The organism is Thioclava sp. NG1, from assembly GCF_003122275.1.
GTDB classification, from domain to species: domain Bacteria; phylum Pseudomonadota; class Alphaproteobacteria; order Rhodobacterales; family Rhodobacteraceae; genus Thioclava; species Thioclava nitratireducens.
In genome coordinates this window covers 19,170-42,567 of the sequence record NZ_QFBB01000005.1, presented here as the reverse complement: position 1 = coordinate 42,567, position 23,398 = coordinate 19,170, and the positions used below count along the sequence as shown (strand labels likewise).

Sequence of the window (23,398 nt, the reverse complement as noted above, 5' to 3'; positions counted from 1 at the left end):
CCTCCTGCAAGCGCCGTGATGGGCTTACTGCCCGCGCGCTTGTGCCCTGCGATCATAAAGCGCGCGTATGAGCAAGGCCATCGCCCCCTCGAGGGGCAGCCAGACGAGGCAATAGAGCCAGACCAGCAGCGCGGGCCCCCAGCCGATCGGCGTCACGAACAGCCCATAGACCGCGATCAGCGTGCCCAGCAATTGCGTGGCCTCCGTCGTCGCGAACAGGCGCAGCGCCGGGAAGGGGCGCCGCCAGAACCAGCTTTGATGGCGCGTGACGAACAGCGTCATGTGCCCCGAGACGAGAAGCTTGAGGAAGATGATCGTCTGGATCTGGTCGCGCGGCAGGCCGAGATAGGCATCGACGAACCAGAACAGCACGAAGGTCTCGATCACCCCGGTCACGCCAAGCGTCGCCGCCACCGTCAGCACGCGCCGCATGTCCCAGCGCACCGGGCGTGGCGAGACCGAGACATTGTCGTAGGCGATCATCATGATCGGGAAATCATTCAGCACCGCCAGCAGCACGATCATGATCGCAGTGACAGGGTAGAAATCGAAGACGAGAATCGAGAGCGTCATGAATAGCAGTACCCGGATCGTCTCGGCGACGCGGAAGGTGGCATAGCTCGTCATCCGCTCGAAGATGCGGCGGGCTTCCTCGATTGCCGTGGTGATGATCGACAGGCCCTTGTCGGTCAGCACCAGATCGGCGGCGGCGCGCGCGGCATCGGTGGCCCCGCTCACCGCGATCCCGGCATCGGCCTTGCGCAGGGCAGGGGCGTCGTTCACGCCGTCCCCGGTCATCGCGACGATGGAATGTCCGGCCTGCAACACCTCGACGATCCGGAACTTGTGTTCGGGCAGGACCCGCGCGAAACCGTCGGCGGCGCGGACATTGGCCTCCACCGTGGCCGGGTCGCCGTCGAGCAACTCGCCTGCGGGATAGATCTTCTGCCCGAGGTCGAGTTTGCCCGCGATCTGGCGCGCGATGGCTTCGTGGTCGCCGGTGATGATTTTGACATCGATCCCCATGTTGCGCGCGTCCGCGATGGTGCTGGCCGCATCCGGGCGCGGCGGATCGATGATCGGCAGCAGACCAAGGAATTCCCAGTCCTGCCCGGCGCGTTTCTGTGCGGCCCCGAGCGCGCGGTAGCCCTGCTGCGCAAGGGTTTCGACTTCGTCCTCCACCGCCTTGCGTGCGTCATCTGTCAGGGCTGCAAGCTCCACGATCACCTGCGGCGCGCCTTTCGCGACTTGCCAGCGATCGGCCTCGTGGCGCAGCTCAGCCTCGCTGCGTTTGCTGACCGGATCGAAGGGCGTGAAGCTGACGGTCTCGATAGCGTCAAGCGCGATGCCCTCCGCCGCCGCCAGCACCGCGGTGTCGATCGCATCGGGCGCGTCGCGGTCGCAGGCAAGCGCCGATGCGCGCAGCAGGTCCTCGACCGCGATGCCCTCTGCCGGGCGCGGATCTTCGACCGTCAACTCGTTGAGTGTCAGGGTCCCGGTCTTGTCCGAGCACAGTACATCGACGCCCGCCAGTTCCTCGATCGAGACCAGCCGCGAGACGATCGCCTTCATCCGCGCAAGCCGTTCCGCCCCCACCGCCATCGTCACCGACAGAACCGTGGGCAGCGCGACCGGGATCGCCGCGACCGTCAGGATCAGCGCGAACTGGATCACCTCGAGCGGCGGGTTGTTCCGCTGAAACGAGACGATCACGATCATCGCCACCAGAACCAGCGCCGCTGCGATCAGGAAATTCCCGATCTGCATCACGGCTTTCTGGAAATGCGATTTGCCATTCGTGGTCTGCACCAGCGAGGCGGTGTGCCCGAAATAGGTCTCCATCCCGGTCGCGGTGACTTCGCCGGTCATCTCGCCCAGCTTCACGACCGAGCCGGAATAGGCGCTGTCACCGACCGCCTTGTCGACGGGCAGCGACTCGCCCGTCAGAGCCGCCTCGTCGATGGAGAGATATTTGCCCTCGAACAGTGTCAGGTCGGCTGGGACGATCTGGCCGATCGACAGGCGCACGATGTCGCCGGGCACCAGATCACGCGCCGCGATCTCCTGCCATGTCCCGTCGCGTTTGACCCGCGCACTCGGCGCCAGCTGCGCCTTGAGCGCCGCGATGGCGGAACTCGCCTTGCTCTCTTCCTTGAAACCCACGGCCGCGTTGAGCAGCAGCATCACGAAGATCACGCCGAAATCGGACCAGTCGCGCAGCACGAGCGACAGAAGCGCTGCAAGTTCGATCAGCCACGGGATCGGCCCCCAGAAATACCCCGCGATCCGCTGTAGCAGAGTTTTCTCGTCGCTTTTGAGCGCGTTCGGACCGTATCGCTCGAGCCTCTCTGCCGCCTCTGCCGCGCTCAGACCTGTCTTGCGGTCTGTTTTCGGCACATGCTGCGTCATCGGTTCAGCGACGGTCTGGTCCATTGTGCGTGTCTCCAGCTTTGGCCCCGAGCTTTCCGAGCCACTGGCCGATTTCCGGCCAGACATTCGAAAGGGTATGGCTGCCCATGAAGAGGCCGATATGCCCGCCTTCGACGAGGCGGCTCACGATATCCTTGCGCGGCGTGCCGAGCAGCGTCTCGGCGGCAAACACCTGTTCGCGCGTGGTGATGTCGTCCGCCTTGCCCGCCAGCAGGAAGGCCGGGCAGGTGATCGTGCCGAGATCGAGCTTGCGCCCGAGGCCCACGAACTCTCCCTTGGCGAACAGGTTCTGTTTGAACAGCAGATCGATCGCCTGCAGGTAATAGCGCCCCGGCAGGTCGATGGGGTTCTCGTACCAGCTCTCGAACCGCTCGGTGCGCTTCATGAAATTGCGGTCGTCGATATGCTGGTAGAGATCGACGAACTTGCCGAAATACTGCTGATCGGCATGCATGTTCTTCCAGCCGGTGAGCATGAACCGCCCCGGCATCCGGCCTTCACCCGCCTCGACCATCTCCTGATAGGCCGAAAGCGGCATCTCATGGGCGAGCTTGCGGATCGGCCCGTGCCCGGCATCGGTGTCGATGGGCGAGCCCGCCAGCACGAGACCCGCGACCTTCTCGGGGAAGCGCGCGGCATACATCGCCGACATCCAGCCGCCCTGACACAGCCCCACCAGCATCACCCGCCCGCCGAGATCATCGACCGCGACATTGATCTCGGCCAGAAACTTGTCGATGTCGAAATCGCGCATCTCGGGCGTCGCGCTTTTCCAGTCGGTGCAGAGAACACGCCCCAGCCCTGCATCCAAAAGCGTCTCGATCAGGCTCTGGCCCTTGGCGTAATCCGCGATGGTCGAGGAATGCCCGGCATAGGGCGCATCGACGATCACCGGAATGCCGCCGCCCGTGCCGCCGAAATCGCGCAGCCGCATCGTGTCGAGATCGAGCAGCACGTCGTTCTTCGTGGCCCATTCCGGGTCGGGCGGGTGCGTGATCTTGGCCGCCTCGTCGAAATAGGTCAGCCCTTTTTCGACCGCGTCGACCCCGATCTTCTGCCACTCCATCGCCGCCGCCATCGGCCAGAAGAAGGGAACGCTGTGTTCGTAGGTATTCTTGGCATCGCTCATGTTCGACACTCGCAAGACGCTTTGGTGCACAGATGCACTCTTTTGAGACCCCAAGGCCGGTTGGAATGCAAGTGCAGCGAAGCCCGAGCGCGCGAACGTGAAACTGATGTGTGGAACGGTGAGGCGGTTTGGGCGGCGGGTGACGCTTTCTTAATCCGTGCTCAGAAGCGCCGTGATGAGCGCGCTGGACGGGTCCGACAGCTCCTCGATCACGTCGAAATGGTGCCGCCCGTAGGCGGCGACCAGATCGCAAGACGACCAATGCTCGGCCAGCAAGGAAGACTGACGCAGGAATTCCGGACGCTCCGCCGCGCCGACCCAGACGGTAACCTTCACGCCGGGGCGCAGCTTCAGCAGCGCTGGGCTTTCGCTCGCGGCGATCTCGGGCGTGATCCCCAGCCGCGCGTTCATCGAATGCATCTGCAGCGGACGCAGGTCGTGCACACCGCTTACCGAGATCACCCGCCGGATGCGCGCCGCGGTTTCGTCGGAGAGCGCGCTCCCCGACGAAACCGACCGCGTCACGAGATGCCCGCCCGCGGAATGGCCGACGAGATGGATCGGGCCCTCCACCAGCCCAGCCGCGTGATCGATGGCCCGTGCGATCTGCTGCGCGATGCCGGGGATGCTGTTTTCCGGGGCGAGCGTGTAGCCGGGCAGGGCGACGGTCCAGCCCTGAGACAGCGCGCCTTCCGCCAGATGGGACCACATGTCCTTGCTGAATTTCAGCCAGTAGCCGCCATGCACGAAGACCACGAGCCCCTTGGACGCGCCGTCGGGGCGGAAGATGTCGATCCTTTCGCGGGGCGCATCCCCATAGGCCACCTCGCTCATCCGATCGGCATGGCGCGACCGGAATTCGGCGGCGCGCCTGGCCCACAGATCCGGGTAGCTGCTGCCATTCTCGATATAGCCGCCATTCTCGAAGGCGTCTTCCCAGTCGATCCCGCTCAGGTCTTCCATGTTCTCTCCCGCTCGTTTCGCATGCTGTACGGAGACAGAGCATATCGCGCGGGATATTGCGAGGGCGGGGTTCGCCGGGTAGCGTGCGCCCGACCCGAAACTTTCTTGATGCATCAGCAGATTGCCGGGTTTAGAGCCGCGCTCCAGGCCGCGACAACAAGAGGAAGACCATCATGCCGAACCTGCCGAGAAAGCACCTATTCGATCTGCCCGAGGGGGTGATCTATCTCGACGGGAACTCGCTCGGGCCGCTGCCGCGCGGGGTGGCGGAGCGGCTGGAGAGCTGCGCGCGCGACGAATGGGGGCAGATGCTCATCCGGGGGTGGAACGAGGCGCAATGGATGGATCAGCCCGCCCGCGTCGGCAACCTCATCGGTCGGCTGATCGGGGCGCCGGAAGGGTCGGTCGTGCTGGGCGATACGCTCTCGATCAAGGTCTATCAGGCGCTGGCCTCGGCGCTCGAGATGCGGCCCGACCGCAAAGTGATCCTGTCGGACAAGGGCAATTTCCCGACCGATCTCTACATGGCGGATGGGCTCATCCGCTCGCTGGGTCGCGGGCATGAGCTGCGCACGCCCGCCCCGGAAAATGTGGCGGACTCGATCACCGAAGAGGTCGCGGTGGTGATGCTGACGCAGGTCGATTACCGCACGGGCCGGATGCACGACTTCGAGGCAATCACGCGCAAGGCCCACGCGGTCGGGGCGGTGATGATCTGGGATCTCGCACATAGCGCCGGCGCGGTGCCGGTGGACATGACGACGAACGGGGCCGAATTCGCCGTCGGCTGCACCTACAAATATCTCAATGGCGGCCCCGGCGCCCCGGCATTCATCTATGTCCGCCCAGATATTGCCGAGACGGTGCGCCCTGCACTCAGCGGCTGGCTTGGCCATGAGGCGCCCTTCGCCTTCAATCTCGACTATCGCCCCGGCCGCGCGGTCGAGCGGATGCGCGTCGGCACGCCCCCGGTCCTGCAGATGACCGCGCTCGAAGAGGCGCTCAAGGTCTGGGACGGGCTGACGATGGATGAGGTGCGGGCGCGCTCCGTCGCGTTGTCGGAGCTGTTCATCCGCGAGGTCGAGGCGCGCTGCCCCGAGCTGACGCTGCTCAGCCCGCGCGGCCCGGAGGCGCGCGGCAGCCAGGTCTCGTTCGGTTTCGCTGACAGTTACGCCGTGGTTCAGGCCCTCATCGCGCGCGGAGTGATCGGGGATTTCCGCGCCCCCGACGCGATGCGTTTCGGCTTCACGCCCCTTTACCTCGATGAGGGCGACGTGACGCGCGCCGCCGAAATTCTCGGCGAGGTAATGGCCGAGCGGGCCTGGGATACCCCCGCTTTCAAGGCGCGTGGGCGGGTCACTTGAGCGGACGTATTCGAGCTGGCGTCAGTCCGGCGACGTGAATTCGGCGACGACCTCTCGGATCAGCTCGCGCAACCAGACATGGCCCTGATCCCGGCGCAGATGTGGGTGCCATGCGATCTGGCTGGGAAAGGTGCCGAGGTCGACCGGCACGGGCACGTTGCGCAAGCCGTAGGGTCCGGCGGTCATCGCGGCCACCCGGGCAGGCACCGTGGCGATGCCGCCCAGCCGCGCGACGGCGGGCGCAGCGGTCAGGAAATGCGTGACCACGACGGCCGTGTTGCGGCGCAGACCAGTCGCTTCCGTGCGCTTGTGAACGCCAGTGCGCCAATTGCCGGGCGGCGAGACGACCACATGCGGCAGGCTCTCGTAGAGGTCACGATCCAGCATCACGCTTTCCGGCAAGGCTTGCGGCGCGACGATACAGCGGAACCCGTCGTCGAACAGCTCCGAGACGACGAGATCCTCAGGCGGCGAGTCGAAGCGCCCGACCGCCAGATCGAAGGCCCGACCGGCGAGTTGTCGCGGGTCCAGATCGGGCCCGATCGGCGCGATCTCCAGCCGGGCCGACGGGGCCCGCTCCGCAAAGGCGGCAGCGAGCTCCGGCACCAGCACGATCTCGGCGTACGGCCCCAGCAAAAGCCGGAAGCGGCGCGTGGTGCGCGCGGGATCGAAGGGCTCGGCGGCACGGAAGGCCTGTTCCAGCCGTTCCAGTCCGGCGGCGATGTCGGGCGCGATCTCGAGCGCCTTCTCGGTCGGTTCCACGCCGTAGCGGGCGCGCAGGAACAGCTCGTCACCCAGCGCCGCACGCAGACGTGACAGCGCAGCGCTCACCGTGCTCTGGGATTGGCCGAGCCGTTGGGCCGCGGCGGTGACATTGCGTTCTTCCATGACCGCATGGAACACGCGCAAAAGCGATATGTCGGGCGTCATGTCTCCAGAATATCGATTTCTGACGTGGCGTGCATCAATTTCTCGATCAGTAAACGCAACCTATCTCTGCTGGGACGCGTTGACGGCCCGAGACGAACAGGACCGGAAATGCCCTGAAACGCACAACCAAGGAGGCCAAACCCATGGCACGCATTCTTATTCTTTCGACCGCAGCCGATGCCCTTGGCGATACCGGCAAGCCCACCGGTGTCTGGTACGAGGAACTGGCGACGCCCTATTACGCCTTCCTCGATGCCGGTCACGAGGTGAAAGTCGCCACGATCGGCGGCCGTTCGATCCCGATCGACCCGAATTCCGACGTGACGGGCGACGACGCGCCGGCCTCGGTGACGCGCTTCCGCGACGATGCAGAGGCGAAGGCGGTTCTGGAAAACCCCTCGCGCATCGAAGACGAGGACATCACCGCCTACGACGCGCTCTACATTCCCGGCGGCCACGGCGCGATGTACGACCTCGCCGAGAGCGATATCGCCGCGAAGGCGATCAGCACCGCCTGGGATGGCGGCAAGATCGTTGCCTCGGTCTGTCACGGCCCGGCGGCCTTCGACAAGGTGAAGGACAAGAATGGCGACTCCATCGTGAAAGGCCGCAAGGTCTCCGCCTTCACCGACAGCGAAGAGCGTGGCGTTGGTCTTGCCGATGTCGTGCCCTTCCTGCTGGAGACCCGCCTGCGCGAACTCGGCGCGAAATTCGAGAGCGTCGACGACTGGCAGCCCCATGCGGTCGCCGACGGGCGTCTGGTGACGGGCCAGAACCCGGCGTCGTCCGAGGCGGCGGCGAAAGAAGTACTGGCCCTGCTGGGCTGATATCGAGAGGCGCTGCCCGGTCCGGGTGGCGCCTTCTTCGTGCCCACCAAATTCAGAGAGGCTGACATGTCGAAAATCATTCTCATCACCGGCGCCTCCACCGGGATCGGCGAGAGCTGCGCGCGCCATGCGGTCGAGGCGGGTCACAAGGTGGCGTTGGTCGCACGCTCCGCGGACAAGCTCGAAGCGCTGGTCAAGGATCTGGGCGAAGAAAACGCCCTCGCGCTGCCCACCGATGTGACCGACCCCGATGCGCAGGAGCGCATGGTCGCCCGCGCGGTGGAGCATTACGGTCGGCTCGACGTGGTTCTGGCCAATGCGGGCGTCGGCGCCTCGGCGCGCGGCACCGAGGCCGGATCGGTCGAGAGCTTCCAGAAGATGATCGAGGTGAATTGCCTCGCCGTGACCTACACCGCGAAATTCACCCTGCCGCATCTGCGCGCCTCAAAGGGGCATATGGTGCTGACCGGCTCGAAGGCGTCGCAAGGCGCGATGTTCGGCTCGGTCTATTCGGCGACCAAGTGGTTCATCCGCGGCTATGCCGACAATCTCGGCGAGGAGCTGGGTGAAGCCGGTGGCCGCGTCACCTGCCTGCATCCGGGCATGGTCGATACGCCGTTCTTCGACGAGGCGAAACCCGACGCGCTGCGCCCCGACGACATCGCGCGCGCCTTCCTCTTCGCGATCGATCAGCCGGATCACGTTCTGATCCCGCATCTGCCGGTTTATCCGAAGCCGAAGAAAGACTGATCGGGTCGGGGCGCGTCTGTTCGCGCCCCGTCTCAGACGGGCAAGGCGTCGACCGGGTGTTCGACAGGAGGCTCCGGCGCCTCTGGCTCGGGATCGGCGGTGCGGACGCCGAAATCCTCGAGCACGGCGAGGATCGCCGGTGTCACGAAGAGCGACAGCACCGTCGCCGCGCTCAGACCGAAGGCGAGGCTCGCCACGATCGGGCGCAGGAATTGCGCCTGCGTCGAGCTCTCCAGCAAAAGCGGGCCGAGCCCGACCACCGTCGTCAGCGAGGTCAGGAAGATCGCGCGGAAGCGGTCGCGCACGGCCTCTTTGCCAGCCTCGAGCATCGGGGTTCCGGTCGCGCGTCTCTCGCCGATGAAGGCGTCGAGCAGGATCGCGTCGTTCACCACCACGCCCGCCAGCGTCGCCAGCCCCACGAGGCTCGGCAGCGAGAGCGGCAGGCCAAGCAGCACATGCCCCCACATGACGCCGATCAGGCTGAGCGGGATCGTCGCGATCACCGCGACGGGGCGGATGAAGCTGCCCATGTAGAAGGCCAGCAGCAGGTAGACCCCGATCGCCCCCGCCGTCATGAAGCGCGCAAGCGACGCGCCGGTGGTCGCGGTGTCCTGTTCCTCGCCCAGAACCTGCACCTTCACGTCGGGACGCTTCTGCGCCAGTTCGGGCAGGTAATCGGCCCGCATCGCCGCCATCAACTCGCGAGAATTGGCCCGCGTCGGGTCGATCGTGCCCTGCACCGAGACCGCGCGCTGCCCGTTCACATGGGTGATCGTGGTGTAACCGCGCGTCTCGCTGACCGTCGCCACCGCCGAGAGCGGCACCAGCGCGCCGTTCTTGCCGGGCACTCGCAGCGCCAGAACGTCGCCGATAGCGCGCCGTTCGAAGGGCGCGAGCCGGGCCACGATATCGACCTGACCGCGCGCATCGGCAAAGCTGACCGCGCTGTCGCCACGGAAGGCAGCGCGCAACTCACCGGCCAGCGCGGCAGGCGTCACGCCCAGCAGGTTTGCGACGCCCGGCTTCATCCGCACCACCAGCTCGGGCTTGCCCGGCTGCAAATCGAAGGTCACGTCGCGTACCCCGTCGAAGCCACGGAAGAAGCGGCGCAACTCGCGCGCGGTGGTCGCCAGTTCGCCAAGATCCGGGCCGGTGACGAGCAGATCGATCGGTTTGCCGCCCGCGCCGCGCTCCTTGTCGGTGATCCGGAAAGCGGCCATGTCGGGCATCTTGCCGACGAACTGCTTCCAGCGATCGAGCACAGTGCCGACGTCGGTGGTGCGCGTCCCTGCGGGCAGCAGCGAAGCGCTCACCGTCGCCATGTTCGGCCCCGTGGTCGGGCTGTCGGCATTGCTGCCATAGGTGATCGTGTAGCTTCGGACGAGCGGCTGGCCGTCCGGTTGAGCGGGGCTCAGTTCGGCATCCATCTCCTTGAGCGCCTTGACGACCTTGCTCACCCGCGCCTCGGTCAGCGACAGCGGTGCGCCCGCAGGCAGCAGAAGCCGCGCCTCGACCGTGTCGCTCTCCAGCGTCGGGAAGCTCTGGTATTTCAGGAAGCCCCCGGTGAAGGGCGCGATCGAAAGCGACACGAGGAAGATCGCGAGCCCTATGGTCAGGTAGCGCCAGCGTAGCGCCACCCCGGCAAGCGGCACGATGACCCGGTCGCGCAGCCGATCAAACGCGCCGTTCACCGCGCGCTGCACGGGGCCGGGACGCATGTCGTGGCGCAGCGAGTGGCGCATATGGGCGGGGAGGATCAGGAAGGCTTCGATCAGGCTGACCGTCAGCGTGATGAGCAGCACGATCGGGATGTATTTCAGCAGCGCGCCGATATTGCCGGTCAGGAAACTGAGCGGCCCGATCACCATTGCCGTGGTCAGGAAGGAGGCCAGAACGCCGGGAAAGACCTGCATCGTGCCTTTGACGGCAGCGACTTGCGCAGGTTCGCCCTGTTGCCGACGGCGTACGATGTTTTCGGAGATCACGATCGCATCGTCCATCAACAGGCCCGTCGCGACCAACAGCGCCACCATCGTCATCATGTTGATCGTGTAGCCGAGGAACTGCATCGCGAAGATCGCGCCGAGGAAGCTGATCGGCAGGCCCATCGCAACCCAGAAGGACATGCGCAGCCCGAAGAACAGCCACATCGCGACGAGCACGAGGATCAGGCCCTGCAGCCCGTTGACCCCGATGATGCGCAGGCGCTCGACGATGTTGCGCGTGGAATCCGCCGAGATCGCGAGCTGGATATTGCCCGGTGCCTCGGCCTGCGCCTGCGCCATCTCGCGATCGAGCGCGGCCCGCACCCGCAGCGCATCCTGCGAGGCGGTCTTCTGGACCGAGACGATGGCGGCGCGCTTGCCGTCGAAATAGGTGGCCTGCGAGGGATCGGCGAAGCCTTCGCGGATCGTGGCGACGTCGCCCAGCCGCACTTCGCCGCCCGCAGCACTTCCCGCAATCGGGATCTGCGCCAGCTCGGCAGGCGTGCGCCTCTCGCCGAGGAATCGGATCGCCACCTCGCCCGAACGCCCCTCGAGCGAGCCCGCGGGCATGTCGAGGCTGTAGCGCGCCAGCGTCGCGCCCACGGCGCCCATGTCGAGCCCGAAGCGTTCGAGCGCGGCGCGGTCGAACTCGATCGCGATTTCGCGGTCGGAGAAGCCGTTCACCGAGACCAGCGAGATCGCGGGATCGGCGCGCAGTTGATCGGCGAAGCTCTGGGCATAGGCGTAGAGCACCGCCGGATCGTCCGGCCCGGTCACTGCCACCGACGAGACGGAGGCAGTGCGCTCGACGATCTGCACCACCGGATCGTCAGCCTTGTCGGGGAACGAATTGATCCCGTCCACTGCATCCTTGATGTCGTTGTAGAAGCGCGTCATATCCGCGCCCTCGATCATCTCTGCGGTGATCTGGGCGCTGTTGTCGCGCGCGAGGCAGGTCAGTTTCGCAAGGTTCTCGACCCGCGTCAGGACCGGATCGGTCACGGTGCAGATGCCGGTCTCGACCTCCGAAGGCGCGGCGCCCGGGTAGGTAATACGGACCGAGACATCCGAGGGCTGGGTCGCCGGGAAGGTGTCGCGCTGCAGGCTCGGCAGCGCCATCAGCCCGAGGCCCGCAATCGCGATCATCGCGATATTGGCCGCCGTGCGATGGCCGGCAAAAAGCGCGATCATTGCGCGGCCCCCGCGGGCTTGGCGGCGTCGCCCTCGGGCGCGGCTCCTTTGCCGCCGCCGCCGCCACCACCGCCACCGCTGCCCGGTTGCGGGCTCGAAGGTGTCTGACCGAGCGCCTCGGCGGCGATCTCCGCCTTGCGAGCCTCGTCCTCAGTCGCTTTCACCGCCATGCCCGGTACTGCGATCGACGGGTCGGTGATCACCAGTTGATCGCCCGCCTTGAGGCCCTGTGCGATCACCGCCAGATCGCCCGAAACGAAGCTGGTCTTAACTGCGCGCTTCGCCAGCGTCCCATCCTCGGAGACGACCATTGCACTCCCACCCGCCACCGCTTCGGCGGGCACGACGAGCAGGCTCTGCTTGGGCGCGGCGAGTTCCACCGCGACGACCATGTTGCGCCGGAGGGGCGGGCGCTCGCCCGCCTGCGCCTGACCCAACGGATCGTCGACCCGCACCACGACGGGCGCGCTTTGCGTGGTCTCGTCGATCGCGTCGCCCATCCGCTCGACCCGGGCCTTCCAGACAATGGGATGCTCGGGGTCGGGCAGGGTGACGCGCGCCTTCAGATCCGTGACCTTCGTGCCGTCGCCCGCGAGCCGGAGCAGGGGCCCCATCCGCCCGATCGGGAATTGCGCCGAGATGTCGACGGCCTCGATGCCTTCGCCGCTCAGCAGGACCTGACCGCGATTGACGTATTGCCCGAGATCCGCGTCGAGCGAATTGACCCGCAGGTCGAAAGGCGCCGTGATCGTCGACAGCCCGATCGCACGGTCGATCGTCGCCGCCTGCGTATCCAGCACTTCGCGCTCTGCCTCGTTCAGCTTCAGCTGGCTTTCGAGATCGGCGACCTTGGTCTGCGCGGTCAGCTGTTGGCGGCGCACCCCGTCGAGTTGGGTTTGAGTGATCCGGCCCAGATCGTGGAGAGATTTCTGCCGGTCGAACTCATCCTGTGCCAGCGCGAGGTCGGATTGCGCCAGTTCCAGGCTCGTGCGCACCGTGTCGTCCTTGACCTTCGAGGCGGCGACCTGCGCCTCGAGACTGGCGCGCTGCAGTTTCAGATCGCTGTCGTCGATGGTGAAAAGCGGCGTTCCTTTCGCGACGATGTCACCGGGCGCGAGCGGCTCTGCGATGTCGCGGATATCGCCCTCGATCCGGGCGATGGCGCGCCACTCGCGCACAGGGGCGACCATGCCGTAGCCGCTGACGCGCGGGATCATCTCGGTGGGCGCGAGCGTGATCACCCGCACCAGCGCCGCCGGGCGGTTCGCCTCGCTCGGACTGGGCAGCGATTTCAGATCGCCCGCAAAGACGATCGCCGCCACACCGAGCGCGGTCGGCACCGCCACCATCGCGAGCCTTGCCAGACCCGTGCCAATTCCCGCCATGATGTCCCTCATCACTCATGTCATTTCACTATCTACCCGGAACTTCGCGCATCGACCTAGCGTAAATGTGACGCACCCCCGGAGGGAGGGGGACGCGCGCGGCGCGAGCCTCTCAATACCAAAGACAATCGGAGCAAGGCTTGGCGGGCGCGGGCCGGGCCCTACACTCAACCTAGATCACATCTCAAGACGACCACAGCCAGCTGTTCAGGGAGCCAGACACGCCATGAAATATCCTCTTATCCTGGCCGCCGCGGTCTTCGGGGGCGCACTCGCCTCCACCGCGCAGGCCGATATCACCGTCTCCTCCAAGATCGACACCGAGGGCGGTCTCTTGGGCAATATCATCGCGCTATCGCTGGAAAATGCCGGGATGCCGGTGGAGCGGCGGCTGCAATTGGGCGGCACGCAGGTCGTTCGCAAGGCGATCCTCGCGGGCCAGATCGACATCTATCCCGAATATACCGGCAACGCGGCCTATTTCTTCAACGAGGCCGATAGCGATATCTGGAAGGATGCGGCAAAGGCCCATGATCGCGCGGCCGAACTGGACAAACAGAACGATATCACCTGGCTCGATTCCGCTCCGGCCAACAACACCTGGGCGATTGCGGTGACGGGCGATCTGGCCAAAAAGAACGACCTCACCACGATGTCCGATTTCGGCAACTGGGTCTCGAATGGCGGTGACGTGAAGCTCGCGGCCTCGACCGAATTCGTTTCGTCCCCCGCCGTGCTGCCCGCGATGGAGAAGGCTTACGGATTCAAGTTGAGCCCCGATCAGACCGTGGTTCTCTCGGGTGGCGACACGGCGGCGACCATTCAGGCGGCGGCGCGCGGCACTTCGGGCGTGAACGCGGCGATGGCCTATGGCACCGATGGTGGCGTGGGCGCGGCGGGGCTCGTCGTGATGGAAGACGACAAGGGCGTGCAGCCGGTCTACGAGCCCACCCCGATCGTGCGCGACGCGGTGCTGAAGGAATATCCGAAGATCCCCGAAGTGCTTAACCCGATCTTCGACAAGCTCGACATGCAGACGCTTCAGAAACTTAACGGCCGTATCCAGGTCGGCGGTGAACCCGCCGAGGCGGTCGCGAAGGATTACCTGACGCAGATCGGGGTGTTGAACTGAGCGCCGCAGCGATGCGTGTGCGGGGCGTGACCGCTGGCCTCTCGCCGCCCGGGGTGCTCTTCGCGCTCTTGGGGCTGGCTGCGATCTTCACGCCTTTCCTGACGCTCGCCGCGAACCGGATCGTGGCGGGCGAGGGGCGCGCCCTGTGGACCGTCGCCGCGCCGCAGGTCACGGTGCCCGCGATGGCGCTGATGCTGCTGGGGCTCGCCTTTGGCCTGCCCGCCGCGCGGCCTTACTTGCGCATCGCGGGCGCGGCGCTTGGCCTCGCGGGACTGGTCTGGCTGCTGATCGCGGGCGCGTCGTTTCTGCTGACCGAGGCGGGCGAGTATGCGCGTGTCTCGCCGGCTGCCGGGTTCTGGTTCCTGCTGGTGGTCTTCGCGCTGATGATGGCCGACGCGCTTTCCGCGCTGTCGCCGGGGCCTGCAGCGCGGGCGGGAATTTTAGGGCTGGTGATCGCGCTCGTCGCGGCGCTGCTGTGGTCGGGGGCGCTGAGCGATCTGTCTATCGCGCAGGAATTCGCGAGCCGCAAGGATGCCTTCTACACCGCGAGCCTGCGCCATCTGGGCCTTGCCTTCGGCTCGCTGCTGGCCGCGGCGGTGATCGGCCTGCCGCTGGGCGTGATGTGCCACCGCAATGCGGCGCTGCGCGGTGCATTGCTTCCGGTGCTGAGCTTCCTGCAGACGATCCCCTCGCTCGCGATGTTCGGGATCATGATCCCGGTGCTGAGCTGGCTGAGCGGGATCATCCCCGGCGCCCGCGCGATCGGTATTGCGGGGATCGGCTTCGCGCCTGCCTTCCTTGCACTCACCCTCTATTCGCTGCTGCCGGTCGTCGCCAACGTGCTGGCGGGTCTGCGCAGCGCACCTGCCTCCGCGCTCGAGGCTGCGCGTGGGATGGGCATGACATGGCGCCAGCGTCTCGCGCGCGTGGAACTGCCGCTGGGCTTGCCGGTGGTGCTGGCGGGGCTGCGCATCGTGCTGGTTCAGAATATCGGGCTGGCAGTGATCGCCGGGCTGATCGGCGGCGGCGGCTATGGCACATTCGTCTTTCAGGGCCTCAACCAGACGGCGGGCGACCTGATCTTGCTGGGCGCGCTGCCCACTGTCGCCCTGGCGCTGGTTTCGGCCATCGCAATGGACATCCTCGTCGAACTGACGACCCCCCGAACGGAGCGTGAAGAATGATCGAAATCGACGAGATCACGAAGCTCTATGACGACACGACGGCGGTGGACCACGTTTCGATGACGGTCGAGACCGGAACGATCACTGTGATCGTGGGCACCTCCGGTTCGGGCAAGACGACGCTTCTGCGGATGATCAACCGGCTGATCGAGCCGAGTTCCGGCGAGGTGCGGATCAATGGCGAGTCCACCGCCGCGCTGCCCAAACACGAGCTGCGCCGCCGGATCGGCTATGTCATTCAGGGCGACGGGCTGTTCCCGCATTATACGATCGCGGGCAATATCGGCGCGGTGCCCAAACTGCTCGGCTGGTCCAAGGACAAGACCAGCGCCCGGGTCGACGAGTTGCTGGACCTGTTCTCGATGGAGCCCGCGCAGTTTCGCGACCGTTATCCGGCGGAGCTGTCGGGTGGTCAGCAGCAACGTGTGGGCGTCGCCCGCGCCTTGGCCTCACGGCCCGATCTGCTGCTGATGGACGAGCCTTTCGGCGCGCTCGACCCGATCATTCGCGCCCGGGCGCAAGCCGATCTGCGGCGCATCCAGCGGCAGCTGGGGTCGACCATCGTGCTGGTGACGCATGACATGGAAGAGGCGATCCATCTGGGCGACCGGGTGGCTGTCATGGATGGCGGAAAGCTTCTGCAACATGGCACGCCCGCCGAGATCATCGCCGAGCCCGCCACCGATTTCATCGCGCAGATGGTGGGCGGGGTCGATCGTCCGCTCCGGCTTTTGTCGTTGATCCCGGTCTCGGACGTGATGGAAGAGGGCACGGCCGAGGGCGAGCCGATCGCGCCCGACACCAGCCTGCGCGATGCGCTGTCGCTGTGTCTTTGGCGCGGCTGCGAGGCGCTGCCGGTGGCGGACGGCGGCCGTCCGCTTGGCCGGGTCACTCTGGCGACGATCCGCGCCCGCGCGACGGAGCTGGCATGAGCCGCAGCGGCGCGATCCGGGCCGCCTGCGTGGCGCTGCTGCTCGCGCTGGTGCTGCGCCCGCATTGGTTCGCGCCGGTCTTTGCGCCCTTCGCCCCGGCGGGCGGGCCGGTGATCTACGAGCGCGCCTCGATCCTGTCGCTCTCGCTCAGCCATCTGGGGCTGGTGGCGCTGGCCTCCGGGTTGGCGACGCTGGTCGCGGTGGGCCTTGCCATCCTCGTGACGCGACCTGCGGGCGCGGCTTTCCTGCCGCTGTCGCGCACGATCACCAATATCGGCCAGACCTTCCCGCCGGTTGCGGTGCTGGCGCTGGCGGTGCCCGCGCTCGGCTTCGGGGCCGGGCCGACGCTGGTGGCGCTGTTCCTCTACGGCTTGCTGCCGATCTTCGAGACGGCCATTGCCGGGCTCTCGACTCTGCCGCCCGCGACGATGGAGGCTGCCCGCGGCATCGGCCTGACCCGCTGGCAGCGCCTGATCCGGGTGGAATTGCCGCTGGCCCTGCCGGTGATCCTGACGGGCATTCGGCTGTCGGTGGTGATCGCCATCGGCACGGCGACGGTCGGCTCCACCGTGGCCGCGCGGACCTTGGGCGAGGTGATCATCGCCGGGCTTTTGACCAGCAACACGGCCTTCGTCCTTCAGGGCGGCGTGATCGTGGGGTTGTTCGCGGTGCTCGTCTATGACGCCCTGAGCCTGCTGGAGACCGCCCTCACACGCCGTCTGGGGCGTCCCTCCGCCGGGGCGGAAGCGTAGCGCACGGCCCGGTGAAAGGACGATAGCGTTTCGCCGAGACCGCGCGCCGTGGAACAGGCTTTCTTTCGCGTAGGGCATTGATGGAATTCGTTCCGCTTCCGCTCGGCGAGATGGGATAAAAGACTAATTTTATCAGATGCTTGTCTGGCGCATCGACTCCGGTATGCGGCGTTACTAGGTAAGGCGCCTGTCATTCTGACGCGCCCCACGGCGGCGTCTTCGACCTATCGGAGGTATCTCGCATGAAACCCGTTCGCATCCTCATCGCCATCGCAGCCCTCGCCGGGATCGTGGCGCCCGCGGCCCAGGCCGCGAGCCTCGCTGATATCCAGAAAGACGGCGTCTTCCGCGTCGGCACCGAAGGCACCTATCCGCCCTTCACCTACCATGACGAATCCGGAAAGCTGACCGGCTTCGACGTCGCCATCGCGCGCGCCATCGGCGAAAAGCTGGGCGTGAAGGTGAAGTTCCTCGAAGGCCGCTGGGACGGCCTGATCGCTGGGCTCGATGCCGACCGCTACGACGCGGTGATCAACGAGGTGGGCATCACCGATGCGCGCAAGAAGAAATACGATTTCTCGCAGCCCTATATCGCGTCGAAAGCGGCGCTGATCGTGCGCAAGGACGAGACCGACATCACCGGCTTCGACGATCTGAAAGGCAAGACCGCCGCCCAGACGCTCTCGAGCAATTTCGGCAAGATCGCCTCGGATCACGGTGCCGAACTGATCGGCACGAACGGGTTCGATCAGTCGATCGCGCTTGTCATCCAGAACCGCGCCGATGCGACGGTGAATGACAGCCTGTCCTTCCTCGACTTCAAGAAGAACAAGCCGGACGCCCCCGTGAAGCTGGCCGCGACCATGCCCGATGCGAACTATTCCGGCGTGATCATCGCGAAGGACCAGCCCGACCTGCTGGCTGCGATCAACAAGGCGCTCGACGAGATGAAGGCCGACGGGACCTACCAGAAAATCTCCGAAGAGTATTTCGGGGAAGACGTCTCGAAGTAAGCCGCATGTCGAGCCGCGCGCGCCTTCGGGGTTCGGCCCGGAGGCGCGTGAGGCTTGCAGAAAGGATCCGCTATGGCTGACTGGTTGCCCCTGATGTGGTCATCGCTCGTGCCGCTTTTGCAGGCGACGGTGACCTTCACGATCCCGCTGACGCTCATCACCTTCACGCTGGGCCTTGCGCTCGGGCTGCTCTGCGCGGTGATCCGGCTGTTCGGGCCGCGTCCGCTGGTGTGGATCGTGCGGTTCTATGTCTGGGTGATCCGGGGCACGCCGCTTCTGGTGCAGCTTTTCCTGATCTTCTACGGGCTGCCGAGCCTCGGGATCACGCTCGACGCCTTCGTGGCGGGGCTGATCGGCTTCACGCTGAATGTCGGCGCCTACACGTCGGAAATCCTGCGCGCGGCGCTGTCCTCGGTGTCCAAGGGGCAGTGGGAAGCGTCCTATTCCATCGGCATGAACTGGCGGCAGACGATGACCCGCACCATCGTGCCGCAGGCCTCGCGCGTCGCGGTGCCGCCCTTGTCGAACAGCTTCATCTCGCTGGTGAAGGATACGTCGCTCGCCGCAGCGATCACCGTGCCGGAACTGTTTCAGGCGGCGCAGCGGATCGTCGCGACCACCTATGAACCGCTCGTCCTCTATGTCGAGGCGGCGCTGATCTATCTCGCGCTCTGCTCGGTCCTGTCGGCGCTGCAGGGGCGGCTCGAACGGCGCCTCGGGCAATATGGCGGCTTTCTGGAGGAACGCACATGATCGAGCTGTCGAATATCACCAAGCGGTTCGGCGAGAACGAGGTTCTGTCGGGGATCTCGCTGTCTCTGCCTGAGGGCTCCGTGACCGCGTTGATCGGCCCCTCCGGTGGCGGCAAGAGCACGCTTTTGCGCACCATCAACCTGCTGGAAGTGCCCACGAGCGGCACGCTCGCCATCGGCGACGCTTCGGTGACGCTGACCGAAGGCGGCAAGCTGTCGCGCGCCCAGATCCAGTCGATCCGGCAACAGACCGGGATGGTGTTCCAGAACTTCCAGCTCTTCCCGCATCGCACCGCGATCGAGAACGTGATGGAGAGCCTCGTGACCGTGCAGAACTGGCCCGCCGCGAAAGCCCGCGAGCGCGCGATGTCGCTCTTGGAGAAGGTCGGAATGGCGCATAAGGCCGATGCCTGGCCCGCGACGCTTTCGGGCGGGCAGCAGCAGCGCATCGCGATTGCCCGCGCGCTCGCCCCGTCGCCGAAAGTGCTGCTCTGCGACGAGCCGACCTCGGCGCTCGATCCGGAACTGGCGGCGGAAGTCGTCGACGTTCTGGCACAGCTGGCCCGCGAGGGCACGACGATGGTGATGGCGACCCACGACCTGCGCCTTGCCTCGCAGATCGCCGAGCGGGTGGTCGTGCTGGAAAGCGGCGGCGTGGTCGAGACCGGCCCGGCGCGGCAGGTCTTCGACGCGCCCGAGCGCGAGCGCACCAAGCGGTTCATCGCCACGCTGAAATCGACCGGCGAGACCGCAGCCCCGGATACTGCCCCGCGCCCCGTCTGAGGCGCGGGCGGCGGCGGGTTCAAAACGCCCAGTCCTCGTCCTCGGTCGCGACCGCCTTGCCGATCACGTAGCTCGATCCCGAGCCCGAGAAGAAGTCGTGGTTTTCGTCCGATCCGGGCGAGAGCGCGGCGAGGATCGCGGGGTTCACGCGCGTCGCCTCTTCGGGGAAGAGCGCCTCATAGCCGAGGTTCTGCAGCGCCTTGTTGGCGTTGTAATGCAGGAAGTGCTTCACATCCTCCGTCAGGCCCAGACCGTCATAGAGCTGCTCGGTATAGCGGCCCTCGATGTCATAGAGGTCGAACATCAGCGAGAAGGCAAAATCCTTGATCTCGGTGCGCTCGGTCTCGGTCGCCCGCTCCAACGCGCGCTGGAACTTGTAGCCGATGTAATAGCCGTGGATCGCCTCGTCGCGGATGATCAGGCGGATCAGGTCGGCCGTGTTGGTCAGGCGCGCGCGGCTCGACCAGTGCATCGGCAGGTAGAAGCCCGAATAGAACAGGAAGCTTTCCAGAAAGACGCTCGCCACCTTGCGCTTCAACGGGCTCGCCGTCGCGTCGTATTCGTCGAGGATCAGCCGCGACTTGGCCTGCAGATGCGGGTTTTCCTGCGACCAGCGGAACGCCTCGTCGACCTCGGCGGTGTTGCACAGTGTCGAGAAGACCGAGGAATAGCTGCGCGCATGCACGGCCTCCATGAAGGCGATGTTGGACAGCACCGCTTCCTCATGGGGCGTCGCCGCATCCGCCATCAGCGCAGGCGCGCCCACGGTGTTCTGGATCGTGTCCAGCAGCGTCAGCCCGGTGAAGACCCGGATCGTGAGCGTCTGCTCATCCTCGGTCAGTTGCGACCAGCTTTGAATGTCGTTCGACAGCGGCACCTTCTCGGGCAGCCAGAAATTCGAGGTGAGCCGGTTCCAGACTTCGAGATCCTTGTCGTCCTGAAGGCGGTTCCAGTTGACGGCACGCGGAACGGGGCGGGATGTGTGCAGATCTTTCATGGCGGGCCTCACAGGGAACAGGATACGCAGCCCTGCACCTCGGTCCCCTCGAGGGCCGCTTGGCGCAGGCGGATGTAATAGATGGTCTTGATGCCGCGCCGCCATGCATAGATCTGGGCGCGGTTGATGTCGCGGGTCGTGGCCTCGGCCGGGAAGAACAGCGTCAGCGAGAGACCTTGATCGACATGCTCGGTCGCTGCCGCATAGGTGTCGATGATCGCCTCGGGGCCGATCTGATAGGCGTCGCGGTAGAACTCGAGATTGTCGTTCGTCATGTAGGGCGCGGGGTAATAGACCCGGCCGATCTTGCCTTCCTTACGGATCTCGATCTTCGCGGTGATCGGGTGGATCGAGGCTGTCGCGTTGTTGATATAGCTGATCGAGCCGGTGGGCGGCACGGCTTGCAGGTTGCGATTCCACAGGCCGCACTCCATGACCCGGTCGCGCAGCTCGGCCCAGTCGGCGCGGGTGGGCAGGGTGATCCCGAAGCGGTCGAACAGGGCCGTTACGGTGTCGCTCTCAGGCAGAAAGTCGCGGGTGACGTATTTCTCGAAGAAGCTGCCATCGGCATAGGCAGAGGCCTCGAACCCCTTGAAACTCCGGCCATGCTCGGCGGCCAGCCGGTTCGACTCCGCCAGCGCGTGATAGGCTACGGCGGCGAAATAGACGGAGGTGAACTCGATCCCCTCGGGGCTGCCATAATGGACGCGCTCGCGGGCGAGGAAACCGTGCAGGTTCATCTGACCCAGACCGATCGCGTGGCTTTCCTCGTTGCCCTTGCGGATCGAGGGGACGGCGTTGATCGCGCTCATCTCCGACACCGCCGAGAGCGCCCGGATCGCGGCCCCGACGCTCGCGCCCAGATCGCCGCCATCCATCACCTTGGCGATGTTGAGCGAGCCCAGATTGCACGAGATATCCGTGCCCATCCGCGCATAGCCCAAGTCCTCATCGAACTCCGACGGCTCGGCCACCTGCAGGATTTCCGAGCACAGGTTCGACATGGTGATCCGTCCCGCGATCGGGTTGGCGCGGTTCACCGTGTCTTCGAACATGATGTAGGGATAGCCGCTTTCGAACTGGATCTCGGCCAGCGTCTGGAAGAAGGCGCGGGCGTTGATCTTGCGTTTGCGGATCCGCGCGTCATCGACCATCTCGTGGTATTTCTCGGTCACGGAAATCTCCGAGAAGGCGCAGCCATAGACCCGCTCCACGTCATGCGGCGAGAAGAGATACATCTCCTCGTTCTTCTTCGCGAGCTCGAAGGTGATGTCGGGGATCACCACGCCGAGGCTCAGCGTCTTGATCCGGATTTTCTCGTCCGCATTCTCGCGCTTGGTGTCGAGGAAGCGCAGGATGTCGGGGTGATGGGCGTGCAGATAGACCGCGCCCGCGCCCTGACGCGCGCCCAGCTGGTTGGCATAGCTGAAGCTGTCTTCGAGCAGCTTCATCACCGGGATCACGCCCGAGGATTGGTTCTCGATCCCTTTGATCGGCGCGCCATATTCGCGGATATTGGTCAGCATCAGGGCCACGCCGCCGCCGCGTTTGGACAGTTGCAGCGCCGAGTTGATGCCGCGCCCGATGCTTTCCATGTTGTCTTCCAGCCGCAGCAGGAAGCAGGAGACGAATTCGCCCCGCGCCTTCTTGCCCGCATTGAGGAAGGTCGGCGTCGCGGGCTGGAAGCGGCCTGCCAGCATCTCCTCCATGAGGCGCATCGCCAGCGCCTCGTCGCCGCGCGCGAGCGTCAGTGCCACCATCACGACGCGGTCTTCGTAGCGTTCGAGGTACCGCTGCCCGTCGCGGGTCTTCAGCGTGTAGGAGGTGTAATATTTGAACGCGCCGAGGAAGGTCGGAAAGCGGAACTTGGCCGCGAAAGCCGCATCCCAGATCGCGCGCTGGAAGTTGCGCGAATACTGATCGAGCACGGCGGCGTCGTAATAGCCTTCCTCCACCAGATAGCCGAGCTTCTCGTCCAGCGAATGGAAGAACACCGTGTTCTGGTTCACATGGCGCAGGAAATATTGCCGCGCCGCCATCCGGTCGGCGTCGAAGCGGATATTGCCCTCCGCGTCATAGAGGTTGAGCATTGCGTTGAGCGCGTGGTGATCAAGCCCCGCGAATTCCGAGGCCGTGGCCCCGCTCGGTTTCACGTCGCTGTCGAGCATTCCAGCCTCCAGAAATTGTCGAGACCCGCGCGCACGCGGTCGATGTCAGTGTCGGTACCCGCCAGTTCGAACCGGTAGAGAACGGGGATATTGCATTTGCGCGCCAGCAGATCGCCCGCGCAGGCGAAAAGCGCGCCGAAATTGCGATTGCCGCTGGCGATTACGCCGCGCAGACCCGCGCGGCGGGCGGGATCGTTGAGAAAGGCGATGACCGGTTTCGCGACCGCGCCGCGCCCCTTGCCGTCGGCGTAGCTCGGGCAGATCAGGACGTAGGGGCCGGGCGGGTACGGCATCGGAGCCTCCGCCGAGAGGGGCAGACGCAGCGCGGGCAGACCCAGCCGCTCCACGAAGCGCTGCGTGTTCCCCGAGGCCGAGGAGTAATAGATCAGCCTTGCCTGTCCCATGATCCGGGCCCGCGCTCAGTTGAGCTGTCCGATCATGTCGGGCCGGAAGCCCGCCCAGTGATCCTCGCCCGCGATCACCACGGGCGCCTGACGGTAGCCGAGGTCCTGCACCATCTCCATCGCGGCGGCATCCTCGGTGAGGTCGATCACGTTGTAGTCGATCCCCTTCGCATCCAGCGCACGGGTCGTGGCGGTGCATTGCACGCAGGCCGGTTTCGAATAGACGGTGATGGTCATGTGTCCTGTCCCTTTGTTTGCTGTCGGCCGCGTAGGACAAGGCTCGTGGGCAGGGTGCCGCAGCACATAGCCACGCGCCCGGGCCCTCCG

Annotated in this window: 20 protein-coding genes; 10 read left to right on the top strand and 10 right to left on the bottom strand. The window is 65.8% G+C overall.

Annotation, left to right across the window (positions count from 1 at the left end):
* Nucleotides 1-24: 24 nt before the first annotated feature.
* The 3 genes from DEM26_RS10825 to DEM26_RS10815 form a co-directional block, all read right to left on the bottom strand.
* Complete coding sequence (locus DEM26_RS10825; RefSeq protein WP_109172389.1) at nt 25-2,433, bottom strand: plasma-membrane proton-efflux P-type ATPase; 2,409 nt, start codon at nt 2,431-2,433, stop codon at nt 25-27.
* Nucleotides 2,414-3,559, bottom strand: coding sequence for an alpha/beta fold hydrolase (locus DEM26_RS10820; RefSeq protein ID WP_199224660.1), 1,146 nt, complete (start codon nt 3,557-3,559; stop codon nt 2,414-2,416). Before DEM26_RS10820 ends, DEM26_RS10825 begins: the two co-directional genes overlap by 20 nt.
* Nucleotides 3,560-3,709: 150 nt before the next feature.
* The gene (locus DEM26_RS10815; RefSeq protein ID WP_109172388.1) at nt 3,710-4,522 is read right to left on the bottom strand and encodes an alpha/beta hydrolase; all 813 of its coding nucleotides are present in this window, start codon (nt 4,520-4,522) and stop codon (nt 3,710-3,712) included.
* 173 nt (nt 4,523-4,695) lie between these two features.
* Here DEM26_RS10815 and kynU point away from each other — a divergent pair, with 173 nt between their 5' ends.
* The gene (kynU, locus tag DEM26_RS10810) at nt 4,696-5,886 is read left to right on the top strand and encodes a kynureninase (protein WP_109172387.1); all 1,191 of its coding nucleotides are present in this window, start codon (nt 4,696-4,698) and stop codon (nt 5,884-5,886) included.
* Nucleotides 5,887-5,907: 21 nt separating this feature from the next.
* On the opposite strand, the gene DEM26_RS10805 is transcribed toward kynU, so the two are convergent.
* The gene (locus DEM26_RS10805; RefSeq protein WP_075774669.1) at nt 5,908-6,816 is read right to left on the bottom strand and encodes a LysR family transcriptional regulator; all 909 of its coding nucleotides are present in this window, start codon (nt 6,814-6,816) and stop codon (nt 5,908-5,910) included.
* A gap of 143 nt (nt 6,817-6,959) precedes the next feature.
* Here DEM26_RS10805 and DEM26_RS10800 point away from each other — a divergent pair, with 143 nt between their 5' ends.
* Nucleotides 6,960-7,643, top strand: a complete 684-nt coding sequence (locus tag DEM26_RS10800; RefSeq protein WP_088724993.1) for a type 1 glutamine amidotransferase domain-containing protein — start codon at nt 6,960-6,962, stop codon at nt 7,641-7,643.
* A 66-nt stretch (nt 7,644-7,709) separates the two neighbouring features.
* Complete coding sequence (locus tag DEM26_RS10795; RefSeq protein WP_088735630.1) at nt 7,710-8,393, top strand: SDR family oxidoreductase; 684 nt, start codon at nt 7,710-7,712, stop codon at nt 8,391-8,393.
* Between the two features lie 32 nt (nt 8,394-8,425).
* Here DEM26_RS10795 and DEM26_RS10790 read toward each other — a convergent pair whose 3' ends face one another.
* Both DEM26_RS10790 and DEM26_RS10785 read right to left on the bottom strand, forming a co-directional pair.
* Nucleotides 8,426-11,569 carry an efflux RND transporter permease subunit gene (locus DEM26_RS10790; protein ID WP_109172386.1) on the bottom strand — a complete coding sequence of 1,048 codons (3,144 nt, stop codon included), beginning with the start codon at nt 11,567-11,569 and terminating at the stop codon, nt 8,426-8,428.
* Nucleotides 11,566-12,954, bottom strand: a complete 1,389-nt coding sequence (locus tag DEM26_RS10785; RefSeq protein ID WP_158275114.1) for an efflux RND transporter periplasmic adaptor subunit — start codon at nt 12,952-12,954, stop codon at nt 11,566-11,568. Before DEM26_RS10785 ends, DEM26_RS10790 begins: the two co-directional genes overlap by 4 nt.
* 226 nt (nt 12,955-13,180) lie before the next feature.
* Here DEM26_RS10785 and osmF point away from each other — a divergent pair, with 226 nt between their 5' ends.
* The 7 genes from osmF (at nt 13,181) to DEM26_RS10750 (ending at nt 19,502) form a co-directional block, all read left to right on the top strand.
* Nucleotides 13,181-14,086 (top strand): glycine betaine ABC transporter substrate-binding protein OsmF, encoded by a 906-nt coding sequence (gene osmF, locus DEM26_RS10780; protein WP_088735627.1) that lies wholly within the window; start codon nt 13,181-13,183, stop codon nt 14,084-14,086.
* Between the two features lie 11 nt (nt 14,087-14,097).
* Nucleotides 14,098-15,270, top strand: a complete 1,173-nt coding sequence (locus tag DEM26_RS10775) for an ABC transporter permease (RefSeq protein ID WP_109172384.1) — start codon at nt 14,098-14,100, stop codon at nt 15,268-15,270.
* A complete protein-coding gene (locus DEM26_RS10770; RefSeq protein WP_109172383.1) occupies nt 15,267-16,202 on the top strand; it encodes an ABC transporter ATP-binding protein in 936 nt (311 codons plus the stop codon). Before DEM26_RS10775 ends, DEM26_RS10770 begins: the two co-directional genes overlap by 4 nt.
* Nucleotides 16,199-16,954, top strand: coding sequence for an ABC transporter permease (locus tag DEM26_RS10765; protein ID WP_075774677.1), 756 nt, complete (start codon nt 16,199-16,201; stop codon nt 16,952-16,954). The genes DEM26_RS10770 and DEM26_RS10765 overlap by 4 nt, the downstream gene beginning before the upstream one ends.
* A gap of 242 nt (nt 16,955-17,196) precedes the next feature.
* Nucleotides 17,197-17,967, top strand: a complete 771-nt coding sequence (locus DEM26_RS10760) for an amino acid ABC transporter substrate-binding protein (RefSeq protein WP_109172382.1) — start codon at nt 17,197-17,199, stop codon at nt 17,965-17,967.
* A 72-nt stretch (nt 17,968-18,039) separates the two neighbouring features.
* Nucleotides 18,040-18,720: an amino acid ABC transporter permease gene (locus DEM26_RS10755; RefSeq protein WP_075774679.1), complete on the top strand. Its 681-nt coding sequence runs from the start codon at nt 18,040-18,042 to the stop codon at nt 18,718-18,720.
* Nucleotides 18,717-19,502 (top strand): amino acid ABC transporter ATP-binding protein, encoded by a 786-nt coding sequence (locus tag DEM26_RS10750; RefSeq protein ID WP_109172381.1) that lies wholly within the window; start codon nt 18,717-18,719, stop codon nt 19,500-19,502. The genes DEM26_RS10755 and DEM26_RS10750 overlap by 4 nt, the downstream gene beginning before the upstream one ends.
* Nucleotides 19,503-19,521: 19 nt before the next feature.
* Here the strand turns inward: DEM26_RS10750 and nrdF are convergent, their stop codons facing one another.
* From nrdF to nrdH, 4 genes are read right to left on the bottom strand one after another with little or no spacing between them, the layout of a single operon-like run.
* Nucleotides 19,522-20,499, bottom strand: coding sequence for a class 1b ribonucleoside-diphosphate reductase subunit beta (gene nrdF, locus DEM26_RS10745; protein WP_075774681.1), 978 nt, complete (start codon nt 20,497-20,499; stop codon nt 19,522-19,524).
* An 8-nt stretch (nt 20,500-20,507) separates the two neighbouring features.
* The gene (nrdE, locus tag DEM26_RS10740) at nt 20,508-22,667 is read right to left on the bottom strand and encodes a class 1b ribonucleoside-diphosphate reductase subunit alpha (RefSeq protein WP_109172380.1); all 2,160 of its coding nucleotides are present in this window, start codon (nt 22,665-22,667) and stop codon (nt 20,508-20,510) included.
* Nucleotides 22,649-23,071: a class Ib ribonucleoside-diphosphate reductase assembly flavoprotein NrdI gene (nrdI, locus tag DEM26_RS10735; protein ID WP_109172379.1), complete on the bottom strand. Its 423-nt coding sequence runs from the start codon at nt 23,069-23,071 to the stop codon at nt 22,649-22,651. Before nrdI ends, nrdE begins: the two co-directional genes overlap by 19 nt.
* A 15-nt stretch (nt 23,072-23,086) precedes the next feature.
* Nucleotides 23,087-23,308, bottom strand: a complete 222-nt coding sequence (gene nrdH / locus DEM26_RS10730; RefSeq protein WP_109172378.1) for a glutaredoxin-like protein NrdH — start codon at nt 23,306-23,308, stop codon at nt 23,087-23,089.
* Between the last annotated feature and the right edge of the window lie 90 nt (nt 23,309-23,398).

Coding starts and splice junctions, on each gene's coding strand:
- DEM26_RS10750 (WP_109172381.1), top strand. CDS start 18,717: ATGATCGAGCTGTCGAATATCACCAAGCGGTTCGGCGAGAACGAGGTT.
- nrdE (WP_109172380.1), bottom strand. CDS start 22,667: ATGCTCGACAGCGACGTGAAACCGAGCGGGGCCACGGCCTCGGAATTC.
- kynU (WP_109172387.1), top strand. CDS start 4,696: ATGCCGAACCTGCCGAGAAAGCACCTATTCGATCTGCCCGAGGGGGTG.
- DEM26_RS10825 (WP_109172389.1), bottom strand. CDS start 2,433: ATGGACCAGACCGTCGCTGAACCGATGACGCAGCATGTGCCGAAAACA.
- DEM26_RS10790 (WP_109172386.1), bottom strand. CDS start 11,569: ATGATCGCGCTTTTTGCCGGCCATCGCACGGCGGCCAATATCGCGATG.
- DEM26_RS10800 (WP_088724993.1), top strand. CDS start 6,960: ATGGCACGCATTCTTATTCTTTCGACCGCAGCCGATGCCCTTGGCGAT.
- nrdF (WP_075774681.1), bottom strand. CDS start 20,499: ATGAAAGATCTGCACACATCCCGCCCCGTTCCGCGTGCCGTCAACTGG.
- DEM26_RS10765 (WP_075774677.1), top strand. CDS start 16,199: ATGAGCCGCAGCGGCGCGATCCGGGCCGCCTGCGTGGCGCTGCTGCTC.
- DEM26_RS10805 (WP_075774669.1), bottom strand. CDS start 6,816: ATGACGCCCGACATATCGCTTTTGCGCGTGTTCCATGCGGTCATGGAA.
- osmF (WP_088735627.1), top strand. CDS start 13,181: ATGAAATATCCTCTTATCCTGGCCGCCGCGGTCTTCGGGGGCGCACTC.
- DEM26_RS10760 (WP_109172382.1), top strand. CDS start 17,197: ATGAAACCCGTTCGCATCCTCATCGCCATCGCAGCCCTCGCCGGGATC.
- DEM26_RS10795 (WP_088735630.1), top strand. CDS start 7,710: ATGTCGAAAATCATTCTCATCACCGGCGCCTCCACCGGGATCGGCGAG.
- DEM26_RS10770 (WP_109172383.1), top strand. CDS start 15,267: ATGATCGAAATCGACGAGATCACGAAGCTCTATGACGACACGACGGCG.
- DEM26_RS10785 (WP_158275114.1), bottom strand. CDS start 12,954: ATGGCGGGAATTGGCACGGGTCTGGCAAGGCTCGCGATGGTGGCGGTG.
- DEM26_RS10815 (WP_109172388.1), bottom strand. CDS start 4,522: ATGGAAGACCTGAGCGGGATCGACTGGGAAGACGCCTTCGAGAATGGC.
- nrdI (WP_109172379.1), bottom strand. CDS start 23,071: ATGGGACAGGCAAGGCTGATCTATTACTCCTCGGCCTCGGGGAACACG.
- DEM26_RS10820 (WP_199224660.1), bottom strand. CDS start 3,559: ATGAGCGATGCCAAGAATACCTACGAACACAGCGTTCCCTTCTTCTGG.
- DEM26_RS10775 (WP_109172384.1), top strand. CDS start 14,098: ATGCGTGTGCGGGGCGTGACCGCTGGCCTCTCGCCGCCCGGGGTGCTC.
- nrdH (WP_109172378.1), bottom strand. CDS start 23,308: ATGACCATCACCGTCTATTCGAAACCGGCCTGCGTGCAATGCACCGCC.
- DEM26_RS10755 (WP_075774679.1), top strand. CDS start 18,040: ATGGCTGACTGGTTGCCCCTGATGTGGTCATCGCTCGTGCCGCTTTTG.